The following is a 24,885-nucleotide window of genomic DNA, read 5'->3' on the forward strand; positions in this document are numbered from 1 at the left end:
CTATAAAAGAATTATAAAAATTATAAAAATTATAAAAAATTTATTGAATTTCTATAATATTTTCTTTTTAAAATATTATTCAACAACTGTTTGTTGAAATAAATTAAAACATTACTAATATTATTTGATATTATAATTGAAAATAGTTGAATTGTAAAAAAATTAGAATTATTAACTATATTCCTAAAAAAAATTATAAATTTTAATATATAAAATGACCTAATAATATTTAAAGAAATATATAATCATTCCAAAAAAAGATTAATTAGATAAAATCATGTATAAATTTCAATTATTTTTTCAATGAACGAATAATATCTCCATCAGAAATTATTCCGACTAATTTACCATTTTCTAATACAGGTAATTGATTATAAATTTCATATGCATCATTTGATTCTGTCATAACACTAACAGCTTCCTGTAAACTATCATTTGGTGAAATAGACTTGATATCTTTAACCATTACAGAATCTACTTTGGTTCCTAAATGATAATTATCTAAAATCAAATTATGACCTAAATTTGATGCAGTAACAATACCCAATATATTATTATTTTCATCTACTATAGGTAAAGAGCTTATTTTATTTTTCATTAATTTTTCAAATGCAAAAACAACATCCTCATCTGGAGAGCTAGTTTTTACATTATTTGTCATCCAATCTTTCACTATTAATTTTTTTAGCATTTACAATTCCTCCATAATTCTCCGTAATATTTTTAATTATAAAATCTATGGTTGTTAAAACATCAATATTTTCAATAAGGGGTACACTATGCTTTTTAGATTGGGATTCAAAGTATTTTAAAATTTTTCTAATTGCAAAAAAATTATCTAAATATCTTTGTAATGGTCTTCTAGACCACATTTGTCTACATCTAGAATAAAATCTCCCTTTATGTATTTCTTCGTCAGATAAAGTCAAAGTAAAAGATACTATATTATTTTTATTAACCAAATCTTCATTGATAAACCCTGGAACAAGATGTACTCCCTCAACTACAATGCTTATTCCCTCTTTAAGAGCTCTTTCAATAACTGCTTCAATTCCAACACTTACTGTATCAACATGATCTTTAAAACCAGCTAAAATCTCATCAAACTCTGGTGGAGGAGGAACTCTTAAGCCTTCATATGCTGTGAAACTTGATTCATGAATAACTGGAGATAATTCCTTTGAAACAATTTTACGCATTACTTCTCTAATCATATCTGTACTAATCATATTTTTAATACCTAAACGATTAGCTATTTCGAATGCAATTGATGATGTTCCAACACCAGATGATCCACCAATTAAAATAATTAAAGGATCTTGACAAGCCCTAATGTTCCTCCAAGCAATATATTTTTCAGCCATTACAGGATCTTCATCTTCTAAATCTTTTACAATCATTTTTACTAAATTATCAATTGTTATTAATTGAATATTTTGATCTTTTAATTTTTGATGAATGCATGATGCAAAGGCATATGCCTTATTAGGTCCCATTTCAGCCATTGTAAGGGACCTTGAAAGAACTCCTTTTGAAAAAGGTTCCGTGTAAATTTTTCCTCCAACTTCTCCTTGAACCATAATCATAATCATCACTTAGTAAAAACAGTAATTATTCTTATCTTTAATATAAACAGTTGAAATTCTTATCTTTAACAAAATAGTTAAAGTACTCAAAATATATAAAATTCGTTTGAATAAACTAATGAATTGAATTTCATAAGTTTATAACTTAGTCTTCTAAAAAAATTCAATAAAATAGCTTTATTTAATAAAATAACTTTATGAATTCAATAAAATAATTAAGTTAATTAAAAATATATTTAACAATAATATTTAAATTTATATTTAATATTATTAAAATAATTTGTTATTTGATTCTCATATGAAAAAACTAATTTAAAAATTTTAATTTCCAGCAGAAAAAATAAAATTAAATATATAAAAAATCAACAAAAACACAACATATTTTAAAAAAATATAAAAAATATAAAAAATATATTTTAAAATAAGATATATTTATATAATATTAAAACAAATATTTATAATGGCTAGACTGGAGGGTTAGGGGTCCTCTGTAAGCACACACCCCCTCAGGTGCAGTTGAAGTTCAAGGGGCGACTTTGGAATTAAGTTTTGGCCTTAAAAGGCAACATAGAAGCTTCGTCCCATAGGATCAATGGTCATAAGATTCCAACTGGAGGGTTGGAGTAAATTATGTTTATTTTAGGAATGTGTTAGGCCTGGAAAGGAGCAGCTCTACTAATTACAGTTGATGCTTATGGGATAACGGGGTGGAGTTGATTTTTTAAGATCACTAAAATTTATGAACTTTGTCCACCCTTGATACATGCCATTTAAAAAAAAAAAAAAAATGAATAAATAATTAAACTTAAATGAATAAATAATTAAATGATTAAAATATAAGCAATTAACATGATTTTTTAAAGAAAAATTTATATAGGTTAAATTTAAGATTAGATAATATTAGATTAAAATTTCAAATATTTCTATTTTTTAAAATAATTATAATTTTTAAAATATCTATAATTGATTTAATGCAAAAATTATTCATTATGTCGGGATGGCCCAGCCTGGTACGGCGTTGGACTGCTAATCCAATGATCCCTTGGATCACGGGGGTTCAAATCCCCCTCCCGGCGTTTTTACTATTTTATTTATTAATATATTTATATCTTATTTTTTATTAATAAATTAAAGTTTTATACTTCTATTTTTCATTTAAGTTAATATATTTATATTTTTGGATTTTAAATAACTAATTTTAACTTAAATAATTACTTTTAACTAAAATAACTGATTTTAATAGGTGATTCTTTGGGATATTCTAAAGAAAGGTTTGACTTTTTCTCAGATGGAGTTATGGCAATTATAATCACCATTATGGTATTAGAAATTCCCCTAACAAATACATTTAAATTTAATGACTTATTAACTCTTTTACAATCTGTTATCATTTTCTTTGCAAGTTTTATAATTGTTGGATCCTTTTGGAGCAAGCATAACTATGTAGTAAACAATTTAGAAACAGTTAATGGAAAAATAATCTGGAGAAACCACCTATTCTTATTTTTCTTAGCTTTAATTCCTGTTTTTACAAAATGGGTTCTTGAAAACCCTAATGAAATAATCCCAGTTATTTGCTATGATATTCTTTATATTGTTGTTAATTTTTCATTTATTTACCTAACAAGTGGAGTTATAAGTAAAGAAAAATTTCAAAAAATCCATGAAAAGCACTATGAAGAAAGGGAAAAGAAAAGAAATGAAAGATCTATTTTACACCCAATAGTTATGATAATTATTGTCATAATCTTAGGGATTATATCTTTTAGATTTGTTTTAATACCTGAAATTTCAATAGCTTTATTTATAGGATTTCCAATTGTAAGCTCCTTAATAAATCTTTATAAAAAGAAGGATTAGGGAGTTAAGAAATAGAATATTAGGAAATAGAATATTAGAATTGTAATTCCTTATTAAATACTTATAGAACAAGAAGTTTACTGAATTTTTTAAAATGAAAAAAAATGAAAAAGAAGTAAAATCAAAAGCAACTTAAAAAATCAAAGAAACTATATTTTTATAATCCTCTTTAATCCTATAAGTTTTTTTATCAAGCTTTCTGATTATTTATTAAAACAGAAATTAAGAAACTAAAAACCATTAAGTTAAAAATCATTTAATTTAGTTGAAATATATTTTTCATGATCATATTCTTCTCCTAAAGGACAAACATGAGCATTTACAGCTTGAACAATTTCGATTTCATCAACAATTTTTCTTTGAGTATAATGGATTAAATTATGGGCGTCTTTTAAAGAAAGTTTAGGATTGACCTCTACATGTAAAGATATAGTTGCATAAGAGCCAAAATAATTTATCCTCACATTGTGAACCCCACAAACATCATGAATAGAAGATGCTACAAGCTCTATTTCATCTATAATATCTTGAGAAGGTAATTTTCCCATGATGTTATTTAAATTATCTCTTCCAACTTCATATGTTGCCTTAAGGACAAATAAACCAATTAATAAACCTACAAAAGAATCTACAAAGACAAATCCCAAATTTGAAGCAATAACACTGATTAAAATAGCTATACATGAAAAAATATCTGTTTGTTGATGTTTTCCATCGGCAATAATTGCAGGACTGTTAATTTTTTTTCCAGTATTTATTTGAAATCTACTAATAATAATATTAATTATAAGCCCAATTAAAGCCATTACAGCAGCTAAGTAACTTGGGGTTTCAACAAATTTAGAAAATAAGATTTTTTCTAAAGCTTGAGTTAATATCTCATAAGAAATAAAAGCTAAAAATAAAACAATAATAAGACCAGCTATTGCCTCAGCCCTACCATGACCTAAAGGGTGTTCTTCATCAGGAGGTCTTTGAGCTATTTTAAAACCAATAAATGCAATTATAGAAGTAGTAATATCAGATAAAGTATGAGCTCCTTCAGCTATTAAAGCAAAACTCCCAGAAACAATCCCCACTAAAATGTTAAAAGTTGTTAAAAAAATATTTCCAACAATACCTGCTATTGCTGCCTTTGTTCCTTCCTTATTGCGTAGTGGATCATCCATTAAAATAACCTTATTTTTTTACATCTAAGTATATTTAGTAAATCATTAAAAATATTTAAGCAAAAAATTTATCAAAATTTATCAAAATTGAATGTTTTTATATGATTTAAAAGTATTTTATAAATAATTTTAAAAAAAATTAAGAAAAATAAATATTAAAATTTTTAATAATTAAATTAATATATGTTAACTTAAGATAAATAAAATTTACTTATTAATGAAAAATATTTAAAAAAAAATAATAAAAAAAGAAATAAAAATATTTTTAAAAATATTAATTATGTTATGATATTAATACAATTTTCAATAATAATTTTAACATGATTTTTATATGATTTTAAGAATAATTTTAAAAATAATTTAAATATAACTTTAATATGATTTTAATGTAATTTTAATAATAATTTAAATATAATTTTAAATATAACTTTTATAAATTACTAGAACTGGAGAAAATTGAATTATGATTGGAAAAGCAATAGCTAAAGAATTAAATATAAAAGATTGGCAAAGTGAAGCAGCCATTAAGCTTATTGATGAAGGAAATACAATTCCATTTATAAGTAGATATAGAAAAGAAGCTACTGGTTCTTTAAGTGATGAAATATTAAGAAAATTTGAAAAAAAGTTAATTTATTTAAGAAATCTTGAAGAGAAAAAAGAACAAGTCTTAAAATCAATAGAAAACCAAGGAAAATTAACAGAGAAAATAACAGAATCCATTAAAAAAGCTAAGACCTTAATAGAATTAGAAGATATTTACAGACCATTTAAGCCAAAAAAAAGAACAAAAGCAACAATAGCTAAGGAAAAAGGTCTTGAAGAATTAGCGAATATAATTTTAGAGCAAAAAATTAAAATTCCTATTGAAAAAGTAGCTGAAAAATTCATATCTCCTGAAAAAGAAGTTTTCACAATAGAAGAAGCTATTAATGGAGCGCAAAATATAATAGCTGAGATTGTATCAGATAATGGAGAATTTAGACAAGGAATAAGGAAAATCACTTACCAGTTAGGAAACATTGAAATTAAGGCAAAAAATAAAGATTTAGTATCTAAATATGAAATGTATTATGATTACAGCGAAAAAATATCATCAATAGCTCATCACAGAGTTTTAGCCATTAACCGTGGAGATAAAGAAGATTTTCTTAATGTAAAAATAGCTGCACCTATTGAAAAAATCATTAATTATTTAAATGTTAATACATTAATTAATCATCAAAGAAATAAAAATACTAAAATTCCAATTTACAATGAATTTACAAGAGAAACAATTGAGAAAGCCATTTTAGATTCTTATAAGCGATTAATAGCTCCAGCTGTTGAGCGAGAGATAAGAAACTTTTTATTTGAAAAAGCTGAAGAAAAATCAATACTTGTATTTTCTAAAAATCTTGAACAAATTCTTATGGAAGGACCTATTAGAGAAAAGACAGTTTTAGGATGGGATCCAGGATTTAAAAATGGTTGTAAACTCGCAGTTGTAAATAAATTTGGAGAGGTCTTAGATACTGATGTAATCTATCCAAATGAGCCACAAAATAAAATAACTGAGGCAAAAAAAATTGTTTCAAAATTAATAAAAGAATATAATGTAGATTTAATATCTTTAGGAAATGGAACAGCTTCAAGAGAATCAGAAGAGATTATTGCTGAGATTATTAAAGGAAAAGAACTTGAATATGTTATTGTAAGCGAATCTGGTGCATCTATTTATTCTGCAAGTGAATTGGGAAGCTCTGAGTTTCCAAATATGTCTGTTGAAACTCGTAGTGCAGTTTCAATAGCTAGACGATTACAAGACCCACTTTCAGAGCTTGTAAAAATTGACCCTAAGTCTATTGGTGTAGGACAATATCAACATGATATGAATCAAAAACTTCTTGATGAATCATTAAAAAGCGTGGTTGAAAAGACAGTTAATAACGTAGGTGTTGATTTAAATACTGCATCAATATCTCTTTTAAAATTTGTATCAGGAATAAGTGAAAAGTTGGCAAAGAATATTGTTGATTATAGAAAGGAAAATGGAATTTATACTAGTCGAAAAGAACTTTTAAATGTAAAAAAACTTGGAAAAAAGACATATCAACAATGTGCAGGATTTTTAAAAGTTCATGGTTCTGATAATTTTCTTGATTTAACCACGGTTCATCCTGAATCCTATGAAAAAACCAAAAAATTAATAAATATATTAGGTTATAATATAGATGATTTTAAAGCAACAGAAGAAGATTTAAAGAAAATTAACTTTAATAAATTAAAATTATTAAAAGATAAAGAATTTAAAGAATTATCTGAAAAACTAGCTATTGGAGAACCAACTCTTAAAGACATTGTAGCTGAACTTAAAAAGCCAGGAAGAGACCCAAGAGAAGACATGTCAGGACCAATACTTAGAAAAGATGCTTTAACTATTGAAGATCTTGAAGAAGGTATGATTTTAGAAGGAACAGTACGAAATATTGTTGATTTTGGTGCATTTGTAGACATTGGAGTCCATCAAGAAGGACTGGTTCATATATCTAAAATGGTTGAAAATAAGTTTGTAAAACACCCATTAAATATTGTGAGTGTTGGAGAAATTGTTAAAGTAAAAGTTCTAGAGGTTGATATTTCAAGAAATAGAATTCAGCTGACTATGGTTATTTAAATTGCTTTAAGGGTAATTTTAAGGAAAAAAAGCTTAATAAATTAATAAATAATAAAATATTCTAGTTAAAAAATATTTTAAAAATCATTGGATTTTAAAAAATCTATTATATTAAAATGTTTTATTCCATTTTGGGAAAAATCTACTTCATCCATAGTTATAATAATCTTTTCATGATTATCTTTGATTTTCAATAAAGAGTTAAATTCTCTCTCAATTGTTTTTCTACTGGCAAGTAGATAGGATACCTGAACATATACAGTTTTTTTATAAGTTTTACATATAAAATCTACTTCCCAGCCATTTAATTTTCCTACATATATTTCATATCCTCTTCTTAAAAATTCCATATAAACTATATTTTCTAGTATTTGACCTATTTTTTTAATATTTTTTCCTGCTATTGTCTCATTAAATCCATGATCTGTAAAATAGTATTTTTCATTGATTTTTAATATTTTTTTTCCAATTAAATCTTCTCTTTGCACTTTATGTATTAAACAGGCATCTTGAAGATAAATTAAGTAGTTGTAGATAGTATCTCGTGAAACTATTCTATTTTCATTTTTGAAATACTTTGAAATACTTTCTGCAGAAAATGTTTGACCTATATTGTCCATTAAAAATTTAATTAATTTATCAAATAAATCTACTTCTCGAATATTATTTCTATATACAATGTCTTTTAGAATAATAGAGTTGTATAAGTCTCTTAAGTAATCTATTTTTTCATTTTGATTTAGTTGAATTATTAAAGGCATACCTCCATATTTTAAATATTCCATGAAAACTTTTCTATCATCTTTATCTTTATTTAGCTTTAATATTTCTTTAAAAGAGAATGGATAAATTTTTACTTCAATATATCTACCAGCTATAAATGTAGCTAATTCTCCAGAAAGTAAATTAGCATTAGATCCCGTTATAAATATTTCTACATCCAAATCAATTCTATAGCTATTTATTGATTTTTCCCAGTCTTTAACATTTTGTACTTCATCAAAAAATAGATATACTCTTCCTTTCAACCCATGAGTTAAATTTTCAATTAATTTGTTTAATTTAGTTGAAGAGTTAATATCTGAGTGCTTTGCAGATTCAAAATTAATTAAAATTATGTTATCTTTATTGATTCCTTTTTCTATTAACTCTTCAATAATTAAATATAAAATAGAAGATTTTCCACATCTTCTAATTCCAGTTAAAACCTTTATAATATCCTTACCTATTGAAGATCTAATTTTTTTCAAATATAATTCTCTTTTAATCATCTTAATCAAACATTATTATTTTAAAAGTTTCATTTATAACTGTTGTTTTCATAAAAATTAGAAAAGTTACATTTATATATGATTATTTTTAAAAAATTCTAAAAGTTACATGTATAAATGTATTTTTTATAGTATATAAAATTTTATTAAATTTTTAAAAAATAGATTTGGAAAAATGACTAAAAAATAAAATATAATTTATACTGGAAAGTTTAAAAATAAGTTATAAAATAATTATAATCTAGTTTTACACTGATAAAACTGCATAGGCACATATATAAGCAATTAATAAATCATTATTTTTATTAAAAACATATATTCTCAGATATTTTTTCTAAAGTACCTCTAAATTACAGTTTAATCTTACTAGAATTATTATATTATTCTCCTCTTAAATAATTATAAAATCTCCGTGTAATGGATACGAATATTATTAAACAAACAAATCTTAGTATAAGATTATCAGAAAAGTGAAAGCCTGGAAAAAAACTTACAACAACAGTGGCAAGCACAACAACTAAAGCAATAAAGAAAATCACAGAAAGCAAAAAAGCTAAACCTTTACCTAAATTCAATTAAATCACCAACCATTAAATAAAATTTATTTATTTATTTATTTAAATAATTTAAAAATTCTAAAATATAAATTTAAATGAAAAAAATCACCTAACCACATTAAAAGTTGATCAATGTCAGCATGGATAAGCTTATAAAAAGTCTTAAAAGCAATTACAACATCATCCTCAACCATTCGATCACGATTGTGGTTAACAGCATTACAGGCTACTAAAAATGTTAAAATAAAACGATTAGCAGAGATGTTCTTAGCAAACTGCGAAGAAAAAAATTCTGCAATAATATAGCTCACCATATGTGTATGTAGAGAAAACGCTTTCTCAAACAATTTATTTGCCTTTTTATCCCATTTAACCACTTTTAAATTTCTAAAAAAGTTTTCAGTAATTGGATTAAAGTCAATATTCTGATCAAAATCAAACCCTATAGACATGACTTTTTCTGTTAAATAAAATCCAATTTCAAGGCTAATTTCTTCAATATTTTTTTCATTGATAAAATATGGAAGCAAAATGTAAAAATTGATTCAAAATGTTCAAATACAATTGTATCCCCCCATAAGTTTGGAAAATAGAAAAGTTTAATTTTAGATTTTTTCAAAAGCATAGCATTATCAACTAAGTGAAAGTTTTTTTTCAAAAAATTAGAGTCAAAATTATATTTATTAGAGTTTACAATATTATCTGCAAAAATAGAAACATTTTTCGTATATTTGTTGAAGAATTCTGATTCATATAAATCCAAAGTTTGTTTCAAAATATCCTCTAAACCATTAACCTCAGAAAAACTATTTAAAATATCACTCATGTTTTTTTCTTCTCTTTCCATCTCTTTTTCCATATCATATTCTACTGAAACCATAAAAATCTCTCCTTTATACCATTTTTAAAATACTCTTAGGTTTATTATATTCAGTACCAAGGGTATTTTCCTATTATTATACATTTTATTTGCAATTCCTGAAACAGTCTTTTTAGCAGTATTATGCATTAGTTACAGTATTTTTAACCATATTATAAGATTTAATTAAATAACAGCCATTCTTAAATAAAATTTATTCAAATAGTCTGAAAACTTCGTGATAACATTTGAACAAAAAATCAGATCATATTGAAAGTTGATTAATGTCAGCATGGATAAGCTTATAGAAAGTCTTAAAAGCAATTACAACATCGTCCTCAATCATTCGATCACGACCATGTTTAACAGCATTACAGGCAACTAAAAATGTTAAAGCAAAATAATTACCCGATTGATTGTATAGAAAAATTTTCGAAAATGACCCTCCTAATATATATATATATATATATATATATATATATATATATTATAACATCAGAATGCATGTCATATATCTTATCAAAAAGTTTATTTGCATTTTTATCCCATTTTAGTTTTTTTAAAGAGTGGAAAAAGCTTTTATCAGTGTGGTCAAATGTTGAATCTTTATCAAAGTCTAATAGCAGGTAGATTAGTTTTTCTATGAAAAGGAATTTTTTTTCTTCGGAAATTTTGTCTTTATTTGCTTTCATTTTCATTAAAACTGTGTAGAAAGAGGTTAGTGCTCCGAAATGTTCAAAGACGATAGTGTCGCCCCATAGAGATGGAACATAAAGTAATTTGATTTTGGATTTTTTTAAAATTGAAGCATTTTGTAATAGCAAGAATTTTTCTTTAAATTCATCAGCAGTAAAATTAGAAGCAAGAAAATCTTTATTATACTGATTCATGTAATTTTCCATGTTTTTAGTCAAATTAATAAAAGCCTCAGAATCATATAATTCTAAAGTTGCATTTAAAATTTCTTCTAAGCCATCAACATATTTAAAATTCTTTAAAATCTTATCAAAATTTTCATGTTGAAGTTCCATCTCAATATCTATATCATACTTCATATATATCACTTTACAATTTAATTAAACTTGTAAATTTCTTATAACCCTTAATAATAAGATTTTTGCTTTTATTATACACACTTTTGACACCATTATAAACCTTATTAAAAGCATTTTTACTTTTATTATACAAACTTTTGCCATCATTATAAATATTAACCAATCTATCATTATTAACATTAAAAATAGCTTTAAAACTAATAACAGCCATTCTTAAATAAAAATTTATTTAACTCACCTAAAAACTTTGTGGTAACAGTTTAATAAAAAAAATCAGCTATCATATTGAAATTTGATCAATATCAGCATGGATAAGCTTATAAAAGGTCTTAAAAGCAATTATAACATCGTCCTCAATCATTCGATCGCGATCATGTTTAACAGCATTACAGGCAACTAAAAATGTTAAAGCAAAAAGATTACCAGAATAATTGTACATGAAAATATTCGAAAATGTCCATTCTAATGTATATTTTATAACATCTGAATGCATGTAGTATATCTTATCAAAAAGTTTTTTTGCATTTTTATCCCATTTTAATTTTTTTAAAGAGTGGAAAAAATTTTTATCAGCATGATTAAAGGTTAAATCTTTATCAAAGTCCAGTAACAAGTACATTAATTTTTCAATAAAAAAAAAACTTTTTTTCTTCAGAAATTTTATCTCCATTTGCCTTCATTTTCATCAAAACAGTGTAAAAAGAAGTTAACGATTGGAAGTGTTCAAAGACGATAGTATCTCCCCATAAAGATGGAGCATAAAGTAACTGAATTTTAGACTTTTTCAAAATAGAAGCATCTTGTAGTAACAAGAATTTTTCTTTCAAGTCCTCAGCAGTTAGGTTAGAAGTAAGAAACTCTTTGTTGTACTGGTTCATGTAATTTTCCATGTTTTTAGTCAAATCTATAAAAGATTCAGAATCATATAATTCCAAAGTTTCATTTAAAATCTCTTCTAAGCCATCAACATATTCAAAATTCTTTAAAATCTTATCAAAATTTTCATGTTGAAGTTCCATCTCAATATCTATATCATACTTCATATATATCACTTTACAATTTAAATAAACTTCTAATTCCATTATAAACATTACTAATGGCATTTTTACTTTTATTATACAAACTTTTGACACCATTATAAACCTTATTAAAAGCATTTTTACTTTTATTATACAAACTTTTACCACCATTATAAACCTTATTTCTAATTCTTGAAAATGTCTTCTTAGCTCCATTATAGGTATTAACTAAAGCATTATAAGATTTTTGAGTTATGGCTTTAATAGTATTAGCTGTTTTCTTAACAACACTTTTCACAATATTCACAATGACATTTTTAGCATTGACTACAGCCTTTTTAGCCTGGTTAGCTAAATATGAAATATTAGCTGGTCCATCAGTAATAAACTTAGAAATAGCTTTTAAATTAAGATTATTAGTCAAGTAACTAGAAGTGCCTTTTATAAAATGTTGTAAATCAGACAAAGGAGTAATATCTTTAAAAGCTTTATGAACATAGGAATTAATAGTTTTCACAAAAGCACCAAAACCCTCAGTAGCAATCTTAAGAATCTCACCCAAAATCTTAGTCCTTGCCTAAACTAATTAAATCACAACCATTCTTAAATAAAATCTATTTAAATAATCTGAAAATTTCGTGATAACATTTGAACAAAAATTAGGTGTCATATTGAAAGTTGATCAATATCCGCATGAATAAGTTTATAAAAAGTTTTAAAAGCAATTACAACATCATCCTCAATCATTCGATTACGATCATGCTTAACAGCATTACAAGCAGATAAAAATATTAAAGTAAAACGATTACCAGTAAAATTGTACTCATAAATATTCGACAATGATCCTCCCAATATATATCGTATAACCTCAGAATGAATATAATATACTTTATCAAAAAGTTTTTTTGCATTTTTATCCCATTTTAATTTTTTTAAAGAATGAAAAAACTTTTCATCAATATAATCAAAAACTAATTTTTTATCAAAATCAAATAGCAAATACATTAGTTTTTCTATAAAAAGAAACTTTTTTTCTTCAGAAATTTTATCTTTATTTGCCTTCATTTTCATTAAAACTGTGTAGAAAGAGATTAGTGCTCCGAAATGCTCAAATATTATAGTATCGCCCCATAAAGATGGAACATAAAGTAACTGAATTTTAGATTTTTTCAAAATCGAAGCATCTTGTAGTAACAAGAATTTTTCTTTCAAATCCTCAGCAGTTAAATTCAAAGTAAGAAAATCTTTATTATACTGATTCATATAATTTTCCATATTTTTAGTCAAATCAATAAAAGATTCAGAATCATACAATTCTAAAGTCGCATTTAAAATCTCCTCTAAACTATCAACATATCCAAAATTTTTCAAAATCTTATCAACATCTTTATGTTGAAATTCTATTTCAATATCATATTTCATACATATCACTTTATCGTTTAAATAAACTTCTAATTCCATTATAAACATTACTAATGGTATTTTTACTTTTATTATGCAAACTTTTGACACCATTATAAACCTTATTAAAAGCATTTTTACTTTTACCATACAAACTTTTGACACCATTATGAATATTATTTCTAATTCTTGAAAATGTCTTTTTAGCACCATTATAGGCATTAGTTACAGTATTATAAGATTTTTGAGTTATGGCTTTAATAGTATTAGCTGTTTTCTTAACAACATTTTTCACAGTATTCACAATGCCATTTTTAGCATTGACTACAGCCTTTTTAGCCTGGTTAGCTAAATATGAAATATTAGCTGGTCCATCAGTAATAAACTTAGAAATAGCTTTTAAATTAAGATTATTGGTCAAATAACTAGAAGTGCCTTTTATAAAATGTTGTAAATTAGATAAAGGAGTAATATCTTTAAAAGCTTTATGAACATATGAGTTAATAGTTTTCACAAAAGCACCAAAACCCTCAGTAGCAATCTTAAAAACCTCACCAAAAATCTTAATCCTTACCTAAACTAATTAAATCACAACCATTCTTAAATAAAATTTATTTAAATAGTCTAAAAGATTCTTGGTAACAGCTTAACAAAAAAATCAGTTATTATATTGAAATTTGATCAATGTCAGCATGAATAAGTTTATAAAAAGTCTTAAAAGCAAGTACAACATCGTCCTCAACCATTCGATCACGATCGTGCTTAACAGCATTACAGGCAACTAAAAATGTTAAAGAAAAACGATTACCAGAATAATTGTACTGAAAAATATTCGAAAATATCCCCTCCAATATATATTTCATAACCTCAGAATGCATATCATATATCTTATCAAAAAGTTTATTTGCATTTTTGTCCCATTTTAATTTTTTTAAAGAATGGAAAAACTTTTTATCGGCATGTTCAAAGGTTGAATCTTTATCAAAGTCCAATAGTAGGTGCATTAGTTTTTCGATGAAAAGAAATTTTTTTTCTTCAGAAATTTTGTCTTCATTTGCTTTCATTTTCATTAAAACTGTGTAAAAGGAAGTTAATGCTCTGAAATGCTCAAAAACAATTGTATCTCCCCATAAAGATGGAACATAAAGTAACTGAATTTTGGATTTTTTTAAAATCGAAGCATTTTGTAATATCAAGAATTTTTCTTTTAAGTCCTCAGCAGTTAGGTTCGAAGTAAGGAAATCTTTGTTGTACTGGTTCATGTAATTTTCCATGTTTTTAGTTAAATCTATAAAAGTCTCAGAATCATATAATTCTAAAGTCGCTTTTAAAATTTCTTCTAATCCATCAACATATTCAAAATTCTTTAAAATCTTATCAAAATTTTCATGTTGAAGTTCCATCTCAATATCTATATCATACTTCAGAGAATTTCTATAAACTCCAATAAAAATATTTTTTTATTATTTGTGTTTTTTTTACGAATTTATTTTATTTGTGTGCTCTTTAAATTGGCATAGAAAGGTTTATATATGATAATATACATATTTAATAGTATGTATAACTTGAATAATTATTTTATAAATAAACAGTATGCAAAAGTTGAAGAATTAGGTGATCGTTTGGCTGATATTGATCCACTTATTGATTGGGAAGTTTTTAGACCTATTATTAAAAGTATGTATGATAATCAGTCTGAAAAAGGTGGTAGACCTAATAATGATGAAATTGTTATGTTAAAAATGTTGGTTTTACAAACTTGGTATGGTTTATCTGATTTTGAAGCTCAAAAGCAAGCAAATGATAGAATTTCTTTTTTAAAGTTTTTAGGATTTCCAGACAAGGTTCCTGATCAATCAACAATTTGGTTATTTCGAGAAAAAATGATTGAAAATAAAATTGACGATGCTATATGGGAAGAATTACAAAAACAATTAGACGAAAAAGGATTTAAAATCAAAAAAGGTGCAATTCAAGATGCAACATTCATTACAACCGATCCTGGACATCAAAAAGCAGATGAACCACGAGGAGAACAAGCTAAAACTCGTAGAAGTAAAGATGGTGCATGGACGAAAAAAGGCGAAAAATCATTTTTTGGATTTAAACTACACACAAAAGTAGATATGGAACACCAATTTATCAGAAAAATTGAAACAACAGCTGCAAATGTCCATGACTCACAAATAGACTTAATAGACAAAGGAGAAGTAGGATATAAAGATAAAGGATACTTTGGAGTAAAATCTAAAGGCTATGATGCAACCATGGACAAAGCAACTAGAAACAACCCCCTATCCATCCGCCAAAAACTAAGAAACAAAAGAATAGCCCGTAAAAGATCACCAGGAGAAAGACCATATGCCGTAATCAAAAACATATTCCACAATGCACACTTAAAAGTCACAACACTACCCAGAATAGCTGTAAAAAATATGCTCTCATGTTTTTCTTACAACCTACAACAATTACACACCATAAAAAAACAAAATACCACCCATTAGCGATAGCTATGAAAATTTAACTAAAAAAAGACAAAAAAACCAATAAAAAAAAGACAAAAACCTTGCAATTTAAAAAAATCCCCATAAAAATACAATTTTAAAAAAAAATAAAAAAATTAATTAAAAAAAAAACAGAAAAAAGTAGGTTAATAGAAAATCTCAATAGAATTAACATTATCCTCTGTTTTAGCATAAATATACATTAAAGATGGTCTCCCATCAGATTCAATAAAATTAATATGTCAATAATATTTATCTTCTTTCTTAACTAAAACTGCACTGATATTTAATATTTAATGCCTGATTTTTTAAACTGGATATAGCTATGTTAATAGCTTTTTCTTTGCTTATTAAATTAGATTTCTTAATTTTTGAATGTTCTGAATTAATTTTAATAGGACTGTCTTTTTTGATGTTGGTACTCGAATTATTTTCAGTAGTGTTATTTAATTTATTAGTTATGTTTTTAGTAACAACAGTAGTAGTGTTATTAGTATCATTACTTACATCTTTCTGAATAATTCATTATATCTCCCTACCATTAAATAGATTTTGAGGTCGGTCAAAAATATCTTTTTAAGAATAAAATTTCTTTATTTTTATATTAAATCATTTTCATGAAAACTTTGATTTATAACTTTAGATTTTTAGCCGATCCTCATTTTATAAAAAAAAATAAAATTAGTTAGTATTTCTTTTTACCTTATTCTTAAAACCTTTTATACATAATCTATGTTTTGAATCTTTTCCTTTAGTCTTACCTAATTTATTTTTAGTTATACTATTGTTATCACCACTCACCTTAATTCCACGAATTTTAACACTATTTAAAGTTATAATATTTTTATCTCCCCTTAAACTAATACCATGAATTTTATTCTTATTCAAAGTATTGCGAGTTATAATGTTTTTATCTCCCCAAACTTTAATACCATTTTGTTTATTTCCATTGGCAGTATTTCTGCCTAAATAATTAGAAATGCCCATAATACTAAATCCAAAATTCTTAGATTTCACTTTATTATAAATTATTGAATTCTTATTTCCACTCACAGATACTCCAACTTTAACACCAGAAATTATAGATTTTTCTAAAAGGTTTCTAGACCCTTTTATAATAACTCCATAATTTTTAGCTTTAATAGTATTTTTTTCTAATAAATTATAATTCCCCTTTAGAGAAACACCATTGAGAAATCCCGAAATTGTATTTTTTGTAAAATTATTATAATTCCCACTTATCTTAACTCCATAATTTTCATTATTACTACCAGTTATTCTATTATTCTTTACAATATTAAATGAGGATACAATTTCAATACCCGTATGCTTATTATTATTTATATTGTTATTTGAGAATGTAGTTTTATCTGCTCCAATATATACTCCTATTGAATTGTTATTTAACCTATTAGTAATTATAGTATTGTTATAAGCTAGTACATTAATACCATATCCCTTTGAAGTAGTAATTGTATTATTTTTAATTTTATTATTGATTCCTCCAATCGAAATTCCATTAGTTTTAGAGTTAGAAATATTATTATTTTCAATCTTAGTATTTTCACCCCAAGTATTAATTCCTTCAACATTATCCCAAATAAAATTCCAAATAATATTATTGCTAAAACCAGAACCAATATAAACACCAATAGAATTATTTTTAACTAAATTATTAAATACTTCAGTCCTATTAACATTAGACAAAATAATACCCTCATACCTATTTCCAACAATATTATTATATCTTATATTAGAATTAAAAACATCAATTAAAACTAGACCCTCACCAACATTACTAAACACATCATTTACCTCTATGGTCAAATTTTTTGACCCACTACCAAATATCCCACTACCAATATTAGAAGTTATATCATTATATCTCAACCAAGCATCATCACAATCAAATAATAAAATCCCACCATCATTATTCCCAAACACTAAATTAGTCCAAACAACACTTCTAAGTGAATCAATAAGATAAACACCAAATCCATTATTTTTACTTATATTATTGTTTCCAATAGAAACATCAGATTCACTAACAAATATGCCATTGCCTTCATTATTAGTTATATTATTAGAACTTATGCTAATATTATTCGATGAATAAATATTAATACCATTATTTAGATTAGACCTAATAGTATTAAATACCATGGAAGTGTAATTGAAAGTATTTATTTCAATAGATTCCAAATTATTTTTTATAATATTATTAACAATTCCAACATAATAAGAAGCATGACCCATGTAACTATTATTCAATATGTTAGTGCTGTTCCAAGTAATTTCATTATTAATATCATTGTTTAAATAAATTGCAGTTCCTAAATTATTTTCTATAATGTTTGAACGTATGAGAAGAAGTGTTGAATAAAATGCAGATATTCCTCCATTATTATTTGTGATTTTATTGTCTGTCATTATTATATTTTTATCATAGTTTAAAAATATTCCTGTTTCATGGTTATTAGTAATATTATTATCTGTGATATAAATAATATCTGAAGAATCAGCATATATGCCATAATTATTAGAGCTTATATTATTATCGTTAATAGATATATTTTCAACATTATTTAATGAAATACCATCATTTATATTGCTACTAGCATGATTATTAGTAATTTTAACTTTTCGAGAGTAATCTGTTGATATTCCATTATTCTTGTTCTTTTTTACTTTGTTTTTATTTATTTTGGTATCATTAGAATCAGATACTGAAATACCATTGTTATCGTTACTGTCAATAGTATTACTTTCTATATTAACATTACTACTTGTAGAAACACTAACTCCATCTCCACCATTATTAGAAATAATATTGTTCTTAAGTTCAATATTTTTAGACTCACTTAAATAAATTCCATCTCCTTCATTATCACTAATTTCATTATTATCAACAGTTATAGTATCAGATGAATCTATAGAAACACCATCACCACTATTATTATTTATACTATTATCATTGATTTTGGTATTGTTAGATTCAGTTAAATACACACCATTACTGACATTTTTAATGTTATTTCCTGAAATGTTAGTATTATTAGCTGAAGATATAGATATACCATCCCCATCACTATCTAAAACACTATTATTAGTTATAGTTGTATTATTTGTAGATCGAATATCAATAGAAAACTCACTATTCTTCAAAGTATTATTATTAATATTAATGTTACTATATCCATCAGAATAAATGCCAGTTATATACTCACTGATTGTAAAACCAATTATCCCAACATTATCACTTAAAATGTTAAATGCATAATCATTAAAATCATCAATAGACCCTACAAGCTTAACACCAACATCACAAGTAATAGTGATAGCATGAGTAATATCTAAACCAATACTATCATACAAACCACTACCTAATTTATCAAAATGCAAACCAGTGATATCTCCTTTAGTATCAATCAAATCCTGAATATCATCAAGAGTTGAAGTCTCATTAACATGATAAATCACAGCACTAACACTAGATAAAGAACAAACTATTAATACAAAAATAGATAGGAACACTAGCAAATTCTTATAAACATTTTTCATAATTTCGCCTTTTAATTTCATTATATATTATCTTTAAATTATATTCAATAAATTAACTTGTATTGATATAATATTTATTATAAACTCCAAATTGTGACATTTTGACCATTTATAAATACTTTTTGAGCTAATGCATACCAACATCCATCAATAAACTCCAATTTAGCGGAACCACAATTAAAAGAGTCTAAATAACTGCCTATTACTATTTCCGAAGTACACCACTCATAATTTATCCAATGATATCCTAATTTTTTTCCATCTCCATCAGTTGTTTGACCACACCACCAATAATCTATATGGTCTTTAATATATTCATCATTATTAACAATTATATACACAATATTTCCATTAAAGGTTATTGTTTTAGGCAATATCATGTATGCATAAGTCCAGGCATGTCCTTCAGTACCATTAAGTCCTTCACGCTGGTTTGCCTTGTACTTTGCAGGTATATTTAAAGCACGCAACAAAGCAACTACTAAATGAGCTTGATCATTACAATTACCTTTTTTAACACTGAGAGTTTCAACCGCACCATATTTTGTGTCACCATACAGTTCATACTCAATGTTATTATGCACCCAAGACAACACAGCATTAGCTAAGTTAGCATCGGTCTTGTTAGTAACATTATTTTTAATTGCATTAGCAAGGCTAATAATAGCACTATTCTTAGAATCACAAAATTCAGATGGAAGGATATACATAGACCAATCATCCCTCAATTTTCTAGCTTGAATATCTAAATAGCTTTGTCCATTAGATTTAGTTGACTTAATAAGTTTTCCATCTTTATTATATGTATTAACTGTTTTAGTAGCCAAATAATATTTATAGGTGCGATTTTCCTGATAATACCATTTATAATCCTCTTTAAGCTTTGAAGTTGAAAGTTCAACCCATTTATATGTATCATTAACTAATATAATTTTTGAACTTTCAACAGTCATAAATGGTTGAGTATATACTTGTAAAGTTTTAGGATCATCATTAACAAGTCTATGATAAGATATCCATGATGTAACATTCACCGATTTACTTTGCATATACTTTGCATATACTTTCGAAGTTGTCTTCTTATTAGTATCTACTATTAAATTTGTCCATTTAGTTTCCACTTTATTACCATTTTCCCATGTTATTTCTGTCACAGGATCATGTGCTTGAACCTTTTTATTATTAACCACTTTATAAACACTATTCGCTATTGTGTTTAATTTTGTCTTCTGTTTTTTAGTGATCTTTTTACTAGAATAATATGTTTTAATATTTTTCTTAATACCATTGACTTTTGATAAAAGATTAGATTTCTCTTCATCAGTGGAGAAAACTAACTTATTTGTTGCTGTTTTATTTACAATTTTTAGACTTGTTTTAACTGTATTGTAGTAATCTACTTTTTTATTTTTAAGTATGGTATTTATATTTTTTGCTATTTCTTTTAATCCTTTATCCTTTTTCCATTTAGTTTTTGCAATTTTTTTATTAATAGTTTTCAAATCCTTTTTTAATTGAGATATTTTTTGTTGTGTGAGAGATTTTGGTCTAGTTTTTTTCTTTAATTCCACTAATTCTTTTTGTAATGAATTTTTTGTAATCTTAACCTTATTAGTTGAATTCACTACCCCTCCATTATTATTAGAACTACTAACAACAACTTTAACATTAGAAGGTGTTGAAAAACCTGAAGTGGATATTTTAAAAACAGCTATTCCACTAGAATTTGTCTTAGCAGTGACCATTTTATTATTGATCTTTAAACTTATAGTTTTCCCTGAAGCTGTGCTTGATAAGGCATACCTATTACCATTAATATTTACATTATTATTTTTTGTGTATATAGAATTTAGCAAATTATCTCCACTTTTCAAAGAGGAATAAACAATTAATTTATCTCCTTTAATAACATAGCTAGGAGCTTTAAGCGAAACAGAGAAAATTTTAGCTTTGTTACTAAGTAAGCTCATCTTATTTAAACTTAAAGTACCAACATTATAAATACCACTCCCATAAATAGCAGTATTTCCAGTAACACTTCCACCACTAATGTTCAAATTGCTAGTAGAATAGATAGCTCCGCCATTAGCACTGACTTTGTTATTAGCTAGATTAGTTGAAGAGATAGTTAAAGGAGAACTTGTATAAATTGCTCCACCATTTTTTGCAGAATTACTAATGAATTTAGAACTTCCAGTTATAGTAGACAGAGAACTACCATATAAAAGTATTGCACCGCCATTACCTTTTGCAGTGTTTTTATTAAAAGAGCTAGAACTCATAGAAAGATTGTTGGTTGAATAAATTGCTCCACCGTCAGTAGCTGTGTTTGTGGTAAATGAAGAGCTTATAATCCCCATTTGATTTGTACTATATATAGCTCCGCCATTTTTAGCAGAATTGTTATTAAAATTAGAATTACTAATATCCAAGGTATTTATTGAGTAAATAGCTCCACCACTGCCAGTTGCAAGATTATCATTAAAATTAGCTGAAACAATACTTAATACACCATTAGAGTAAATCGTACCACCGTTAACACCACTGTTAGATGAAAAATTTGAATTATTTACTATTTTAGTTGCTCCTCCATTGACATATAATGCTCCACCATTTGATATGGCATTATTTTTGCTAAATATGGAGTTAAAAATATTTAAATCCTTAAGAGCATATATAGATCCACCATTGTTTGCATTATTTGAGGCAAAATTAGATTTAGAAGAAATGCTTATTTGACCATTTGCATAAATTGCTCCGCCAGAGGTGGTAGCAGTGTTTTGAGTAAAATTAGCTGCATTAATTTGTAAATTACTTAAAGAATAGATTCCTCCTCCATCTATTGCAGAATTATTTTTAAATGTAGAGTCATTTAGATATTTAATTGGAATTCTAGTATAAATTGCTCCACCCATATTTGTGGCAGTATTTGAGTCAAAAACCAAGTTTTTTAAGATGATTATTTTGTTATCATTAATGGTTCTGTTGTATATTCCTACTGCTCCGCCGTTGTTTGCTTTGTTGGAGGTGAAGTTAGAGTTTAATATTGTGGCTGATCCGTTTAATATAAATATTATTCCTACGTTGCTTGCATTGTTTTGATTAAATAGGGAGTCGCTAATAGTTGCTTCAGAGTCAGAGATTCTGATTGCTCCACCCATATTTGCACTGTTGTTAATGAATTTGCAGTTTATGATTTTGGTTCCTGTTCCATTGGCTATGGAAATGGCTCCTCCGTCATTTAGGGCGAAATTGTTAGTAAATGTTGAGTCTGTGATTGTTAAATTTGTTGTACCCGATCTTATTGCTCCTCCTTGAACAAAATTATCTGTGCTTGCTTGTATTCCTTGATTATTGTTGAAAATGGAATTTTTTATTATAGAGTTAGATGCTTGAGGGTATATGAAAATGGCTGCTCCACTTTCTCCAGTATTATTTAAAAATGTACAGTTGTCAACAGTTATTTTAGCATAGGTAGTGATAGCTGTTCCGCCTAAAGTGTTGCCATTTCCGTTGATAAATTTAATGTATTTAAATGTGATGTTGTTTGCATTAACCCATGCGATTCTACTGATATTTTCTCCAGATAAAGTTGCAGGATTAGTAGCAGAAGCACCAGTAAAAGTTAAATTTTCCTTAGTTATTCTAATTACCGAACCATTACTTTTAAAAGTATTTGAGCCTAATTGAATAACATCTCCAGAACTAGCAGTATTAATAATATTATTTATATCTCCAAAAGAATCTCCACTAACAGCAATATTACCTGCTGAAGCTGCAGAGAAAGAAAGGGAAAGCAGGAATACTAAAATCAAAAGAAAAATTCCAGCTCTCAGCCCTATCCCACTGTGTACGAATTTCCGTGTGTTAAAATTAATTAAATCCATATAAATCACTTATATAATGTTTGTATAAAAAAATAGCTGAAAAAAAATATAATCAAGCAAAAATAAAAAAATGAAAATAAAAAAACAAAAAAGTTGTTTTCAGCTAATATAATAAATTTCATTTTCATATATAAACAATTTCCTAAACAAATCAAATAGAAAAAAATATAACAATAAAAAAATAAATATAATAATTTATAATGAAAAAGCAAAACATGGGCAAAAAATGAAAACAAACAGAATTTTTTATCTAAAAAAAAAGAGAAAATTTTCATCAATATAACATATAAAACAAAAAGGAAAGTTAATAATTCCTAATTTATTATTATTCTATCCATTACAAAGACTGTTTTTGCAGGAAACAATGAATTTCCCAAAAATCTACCCTATTTACACAGATTAGAATAAAAAACCACGATTAGGCAAATTATATTCCCATTTAGGCTTCAAAAACAAAAAAATAATTTATATATAAAAAATTCCATTATTTTTATGTTATTATTACTATTATATTCTAAATTTTTGAAACATTTAAATCCTAACAACAATATAGTGTTAAACAAAACTCAGTGTTTAAAAGCTTAATTTTAATCTTAGATGTGTATAATTGCATTTTTATTCACTTTAAATGACCTGTTGAATCTTATATTGAATAAATACCAATATATTTCTTTTGTTTTTAAATAAAATATCTTAAAATTCCAATATATCTCATTATTATAGTAAGTATAGCCATTATAAACAACATGGCATTTATTATGTGGATCATAATGGCTAGCAGATTTTTCAATTTTATTCAATACGGCTATTTTTAGATCCTATTTTTTTGCAATTCTGAAAGCTTTTGTATGTCTGTTTTTCTGTTGTAACCTAGCATTGTTATCACTTCGCTAAAAATACATCTTAGTATTGTTGTTTTTTTGGTTGATTTTGGTTTATATTTGTGTATTTTTTTAAATTCAAACCTGATTTTTGCATAATTTGAAAAAATCTTCTATTTTTCTCTTATAGGTTTGCAATTCTCTCAATCATATACTAATTGTATTATATTTCTCCTAACAAAATATAGTTGTCGTTTTCTTTTTCGTAACTATATGATATTTCATTATTATATAATAATATATAAAGCATTTTATTTAAATATATTAATTAAAAGAAGATAAAACTATTTTTACTAAATATAAAAATGTATTTTTACCATAGGACAAAGAAAAGCATGCAAAAATAGAAAAATAAGTAAAATATACCCCTAAAAAATTAAAAAAAATAGAGAAGTAAATAAATTCTAGTTCTATAGTCCTGAAAGAAAAGATTCTAATAAATGATTTATTTAAGTATCAATCTATTTCACAAATATAAGTTATTATTATCTTTAATTTCTAAAATAATCTTTAATAATTTTATTATTAAAAAAATATATATTATAATTATTTAGATTAAAAAATAAATGAATATAAAAGTTTTTAAAAAATATCATTACTTATGAACTTTATTTTCAGA

The 24,885-nt window shown here is 25.4% G+C and carries 18 protein-coding genes, 1 tRNA gene, 1 other RNA gene and 1 pseudogene; 5 read left to right on the forward strand and 16 right to left on the reverse strand.

Annotation, left to right across the window (positions count from 1 at the left end; all coding sequences use genetic code 11):
* Positions 1 to 292: 292 nt before the first annotated feature.
* Positions 293 to 691: a CBS domain-containing protein gene (locus MBCUR_RS08900; RefSeq protein ID WP_067092554.1), complete on the reverse strand. Its 399-nt coding sequence runs from the start codon at positions 689 to 691 to the stop codon at positions 293 to 295.
* On the reverse strand, positions 651 to 1,586 hold the full coding sequence (locus MBCUR_RS08905; protein WP_067092555.1) for a 2-phosphoglycerate kinase: 936 nt from the start codon (positions 1,584 to 1,586) through the stop codon (positions 651 to 653). The genes MBCUR_RS08900 and MBCUR_RS08905 overlap by 41 nt, the downstream gene beginning before the upstream one ends.
* Before the next feature lie 457 nt (positions 1,587 to 2,043).
* Here MBCUR_RS08905 and ffs point away from each other — a divergent pair.
* The 3 genes from ffs (at position 2,044) to MBCUR_RS08920 (ending at position 3,446) form a co-directional block, all read left to right on the forward strand.
* Positions 2,044 to 2,359: signal recognition particle sRNA (gene ffs, locus MBCUR_RS08910), an RNA gene on the forward strand.
* Between the two features lie 218 nt (positions 2,360 to 2,577).
* Positions 2,578 to 2,662, forward strand: a tRNA-Ser gene (locus MBCUR_RS08915).
* Between the two features lie 175 nt (positions 2,663 to 2,837).
* Positions 2,838 to 3,446: a TMEM175 family protein gene (locus MBCUR_RS08920; RefSeq protein WP_067092556.1), complete on the forward strand. Its 609-nt coding sequence runs from the start codon at positions 2,838 to 2,840 to the stop codon at positions 3,444 to 3,446.
* Positions 3,447 to 3,691: 245 nt separating this feature from the next.
* Here the strand turns inward: MBCUR_RS08920 and MBCUR_RS08925 are convergent, their stop codons facing one another.
* The gene (locus tag MBCUR_RS08925; RefSeq protein WP_067092557.1) at positions 3,692 to 4,615 is read right to left on the reverse strand and encodes a cation diffusion facilitator family transporter; all 924 of its coding nucleotides are present in this window, start codon (positions 4,613 to 4,615) and stop codon (positions 3,692 to 3,694) included.
* 463 nt (positions 4,616 to 5,078) lie between these two features.
* Here MBCUR_RS08925 and MBCUR_RS08930 point away from each other — a divergent pair, with 463 nt between their 5' ends.
* Positions 5,079 to 7,271, forward strand: a complete 2,193-nt coding sequence (locus MBCUR_RS08930) for a Tex family protein (protein ID WP_211265144.1) — start codon at positions 5,079 to 5,081, stop codon at positions 7,269 to 7,271.
* A 77-nt stretch (positions 7,272 to 7,348) separates the two neighbouring features.
* On the opposite strand, the gene MBCUR_RS08935 is transcribed toward MBCUR_RS08930, so the two are convergent.
* From MBCUR_RS08935 to MBCUR_RS08990, 10 genes are all read right to left on the reverse strand, one after another.
* Positions 7,349 to 8,542 (reverse strand): ATP-binding protein, encoded by a 1,194-nt coding sequence (locus MBCUR_RS08935; protein WP_067092559.1) that lies wholly within the window; start codon positions 8,540 to 8,542, stop codon positions 7,349 to 7,351.
* 613 nt (positions 8,543 to 9,155) lie between these two features.
* Positions 9,156 to 9,551, reverse strand: a complete 396-nt coding sequence (locus tag MBCUR_RS08945) for a hypothetical protein (RefSeq protein WP_157077724.1) — start codon at positions 9,549 to 9,551, stop codon at positions 9,156 to 9,158.
* A gap of 11 nt (positions 9,552 to 9,562) precedes the next feature.
* Positions 9,563 to 9,979, reverse strand: coding sequence for a hypothetical protein (locus tag MBCUR_RS08950; RefSeq protein ID WP_067092562.1), 417 nt, complete (start codon positions 9,977 to 9,979; stop codon positions 9,563 to 9,565).
* 383 nt (positions 9,980 to 10,362) lie between these two features.
* Positions 10,363 to 11,013: a hypothetical protein gene (locus tag MBCUR_RS08955; RefSeq protein ID WP_067092563.1), complete on the reverse strand. Its 651-nt coding sequence runs from the start codon at positions 11,011 to 11,013 to the stop codon at positions 10,363 to 10,365.
* 280 nt (positions 11,014 to 11,293) lie between these two features.
* Positions 11,294 to 11,632: a hypothetical protein gene (locus MBCUR_RS08965; protein ID WP_157077725.1), complete on the reverse strand. Its 339-nt coding sequence runs from the start codon at positions 11,630 to 11,632 to the stop codon at positions 11,294 to 11,296.
* Between the two features lie 7 nt (positions 11,633 to 11,639).
* Positions 11,640 to 12,056, reverse strand: a complete 417-nt coding sequence (locus tag MBCUR_RS08970; RefSeq protein ID WP_157077726.1) for a hypothetical protein — start codon at positions 12,054 to 12,056, stop codon at positions 11,640 to 11,642.
* A 10-nt stretch (positions 12,057 to 12,066) separates the two neighbouring features.
* Positions 12,067 to 12,594 (reverse strand): hypothetical protein, encoded by a 528-nt coding sequence (locus MBCUR_RS08975; RefSeq protein ID WP_067092567.1) that lies wholly within the window; start codon positions 12,592 to 12,594, stop codon positions 12,067 to 12,069.
* A 104-nt stretch (positions 12,595 to 12,698) separates the two neighbouring features.
* On the reverse strand, positions 12,699 to 13,454 hold the full coding sequence (locus tag MBCUR_RS08980; RefSeq protein ID WP_157077727.1) for a hypothetical protein: 756 nt from the start codon (positions 13,452 to 13,454) through the stop codon (positions 12,699 to 12,701).
* 10 nt (positions 13,455 to 13,464) lie between these two features.
* A complete protein-coding gene (locus tag MBCUR_RS08985; protein ID WP_067092569.1) occupies positions 13,465 to 13,947 on the reverse strand; it encodes a hypothetical protein in 483 nt (160 codons plus the stop codon).
* Positions 13,948 to 14,098: 151 nt separating this feature from the next.
* On the reverse strand, positions 14,099 to 14,836 hold the full coding sequence (locus tag MBCUR_RS08990) for a hypothetical protein (RefSeq protein WP_067092570.1): 738 nt from the start codon (positions 14,834 to 14,836) through the stop codon (positions 14,099 to 14,101).
* A gap of 153 nt (positions 14,837 to 14,989) precedes the next feature.
* Here MBCUR_RS08990 and MBCUR_RS08995 point away from each other — a divergent pair, with 153 nt between their 5' ends.
* Positions 14,990 to 15,937: an IS5 family transposase gene (locus tag MBCUR_RS08995; protein ID WP_067092574.1), complete on the forward strand. Its 948-nt coding sequence runs from the start codon at positions 14,990 to 14,992 to the stop codon at positions 15,935 to 15,937.
* 681 nt (positions 15,938 to 16,618) lie between these two features.
* Here MBCUR_RS08995 and MBCUR_RS09000 read toward each other — a convergent pair.
* From MBCUR_RS09000 to MBCUR_RS11095, 3 genes and pseudogenes are all read right to left on the reverse strand, one after another.
* Complete coding sequence (locus MBCUR_RS09000) at positions 16,619 to 19,498, reverse strand: right-handed parallel beta-helix repeat-containing protein (protein ID WP_169805825.1); 2,880 nt, start codon at positions 19,496 to 19,498, stop codon at positions 16,619 to 16,621.
* Positions 19,499 to 19,575: 77 nt separating this feature from the next.
* Positions 19,576 to 23,385, reverse strand: coding sequence for a transglutaminase domain-containing protein (locus MBCUR_RS09005; RefSeq protein ID WP_067092572.1), 3,810 nt, complete (start codon positions 23,383 to 23,385; stop codon positions 19,576 to 19,578).
* 811 nt (positions 23,386 to 24,196) lie between these two features.
* A pseudogene (locus tag MBCUR_RS11095) lies at positions 24,197 to 24,413 on the reverse strand (IS5-like element ISMefo1 family transposase); the annotation flags it as partial.
* Positions 24,414 to 24,885: the final 472 nt, after the last annotated feature.

The organism is Methanobrevibacter curvatus (assembly GCF_001639295.1).
In the GTDB taxonomy this organism is placed as follows: domain Archaea; phylum Methanobacteriota; class Methanobacteria; order Methanobacteriales; family Methanobacteriaceae; genus Methanoflexus; species Methanoflexus curvatus.

Excerpts from the sequence above, each read along its gene's own strand:
- MBCUR_RS08900 (WP_067092554.1), bottom strand. The coding sequence starts at position 691 with ATGCTAAAAAAATTAATAGTGAAAGATTGGATGACAAATAATGTAAAA.
- MBCUR_RS08905 (WP_067092555.1), bottom strand. The coding sequence starts at position 1,586 with ATGATTATGGTTCAAGGAGAAGTTGGAGGAAAAATTTACACGGAACCT.
- MBCUR_RS08925 (WP_067092557.1), bottom strand. The coding sequence starts at position 4,615 with ATGGATGATCCACTACGCAATAAGGAAGGAACAAAGGCAGCAATAGCA.
- MBCUR_RS08930 (WP_211265144.1), top strand. The coding sequence starts at position 5,079 with ATGATTGGAAAAGCAATAGCTAAAGAATTAAATATAAAAGATTGGCAA.
- MBCUR_RS08935 (WP_067092559.1), bottom strand. The coding sequence starts at position 8,542 with ATGATTAAAAGAGAATTATATTTGAAAAAAATTAGATCTTCAATAGGT.
- MBCUR_RS08945 (WP_157077724.1), bottom strand. The coding sequence starts at position 9,551 with ATGTCTATAGGGTTTGATTTTGATCAGAATATTGACTTTAATCCAATT.
- MBCUR_RS08950 (WP_067092562.1), bottom strand. The coding sequence starts at position 9,979 with ATGGTTTCAGTAGAATATGATATGGAAAAAGAGATGGAAAGAGAAGAA.
- MBCUR_RS08955 (WP_067092563.1), bottom strand. The coding sequence starts at position 11,013 with ATGAAGTATGATATAGATATTGAGATGGAACTTCAACATGAAAATTTT.
- MBCUR_RS08965 (WP_157077725.1), bottom strand. The coding sequence starts at position 11,632 with ATGTACTTGTTACTGGACTTTGATAAAGATTTAACCTTTAATCATGCT.
- MBCUR_RS08970 (WP_157077726.1), bottom strand. The coding sequence starts at position 12,056 with ATGAAGTATGATATAGATATTGAGATGGAACTTCAACATGAAAATTTT.
- MBCUR_RS08980 (WP_157077727.1), bottom strand. The coding sequence starts at position 13,454 with ATGAAATATGATATTGAAATAGAATTTCAACATAAAGATGTTGATAAG.
- MBCUR_RS08990 (WP_067092570.1), bottom strand. The coding sequence starts at position 14,836 with ATGGAACTTCAACATGAAAATTTTGATAAGATTTTAAAGAATTTTGAA.
- MBCUR_RS08995 (WP_067092574.1), top strand. The coding sequence starts at position 14,990 with ATGTATAACTTGAATAATTATTTTATAAATAAACAGTATGCAAAAGTT.
- MBCUR_RS09000 (WP_169805825.1), bottom strand. The coding sequence starts at position 19,498 with ATGAAAAATGTTTATAAGAATTTGCTAGTGTTCCTATCTATTTTTGTA.
- MBCUR_RS09005 (WP_067092572.1), bottom strand. The coding sequence starts at position 23,385 with ATGGATTTAATTAATTTTAACACACGGAAATTCGTACACAGTGGGATA.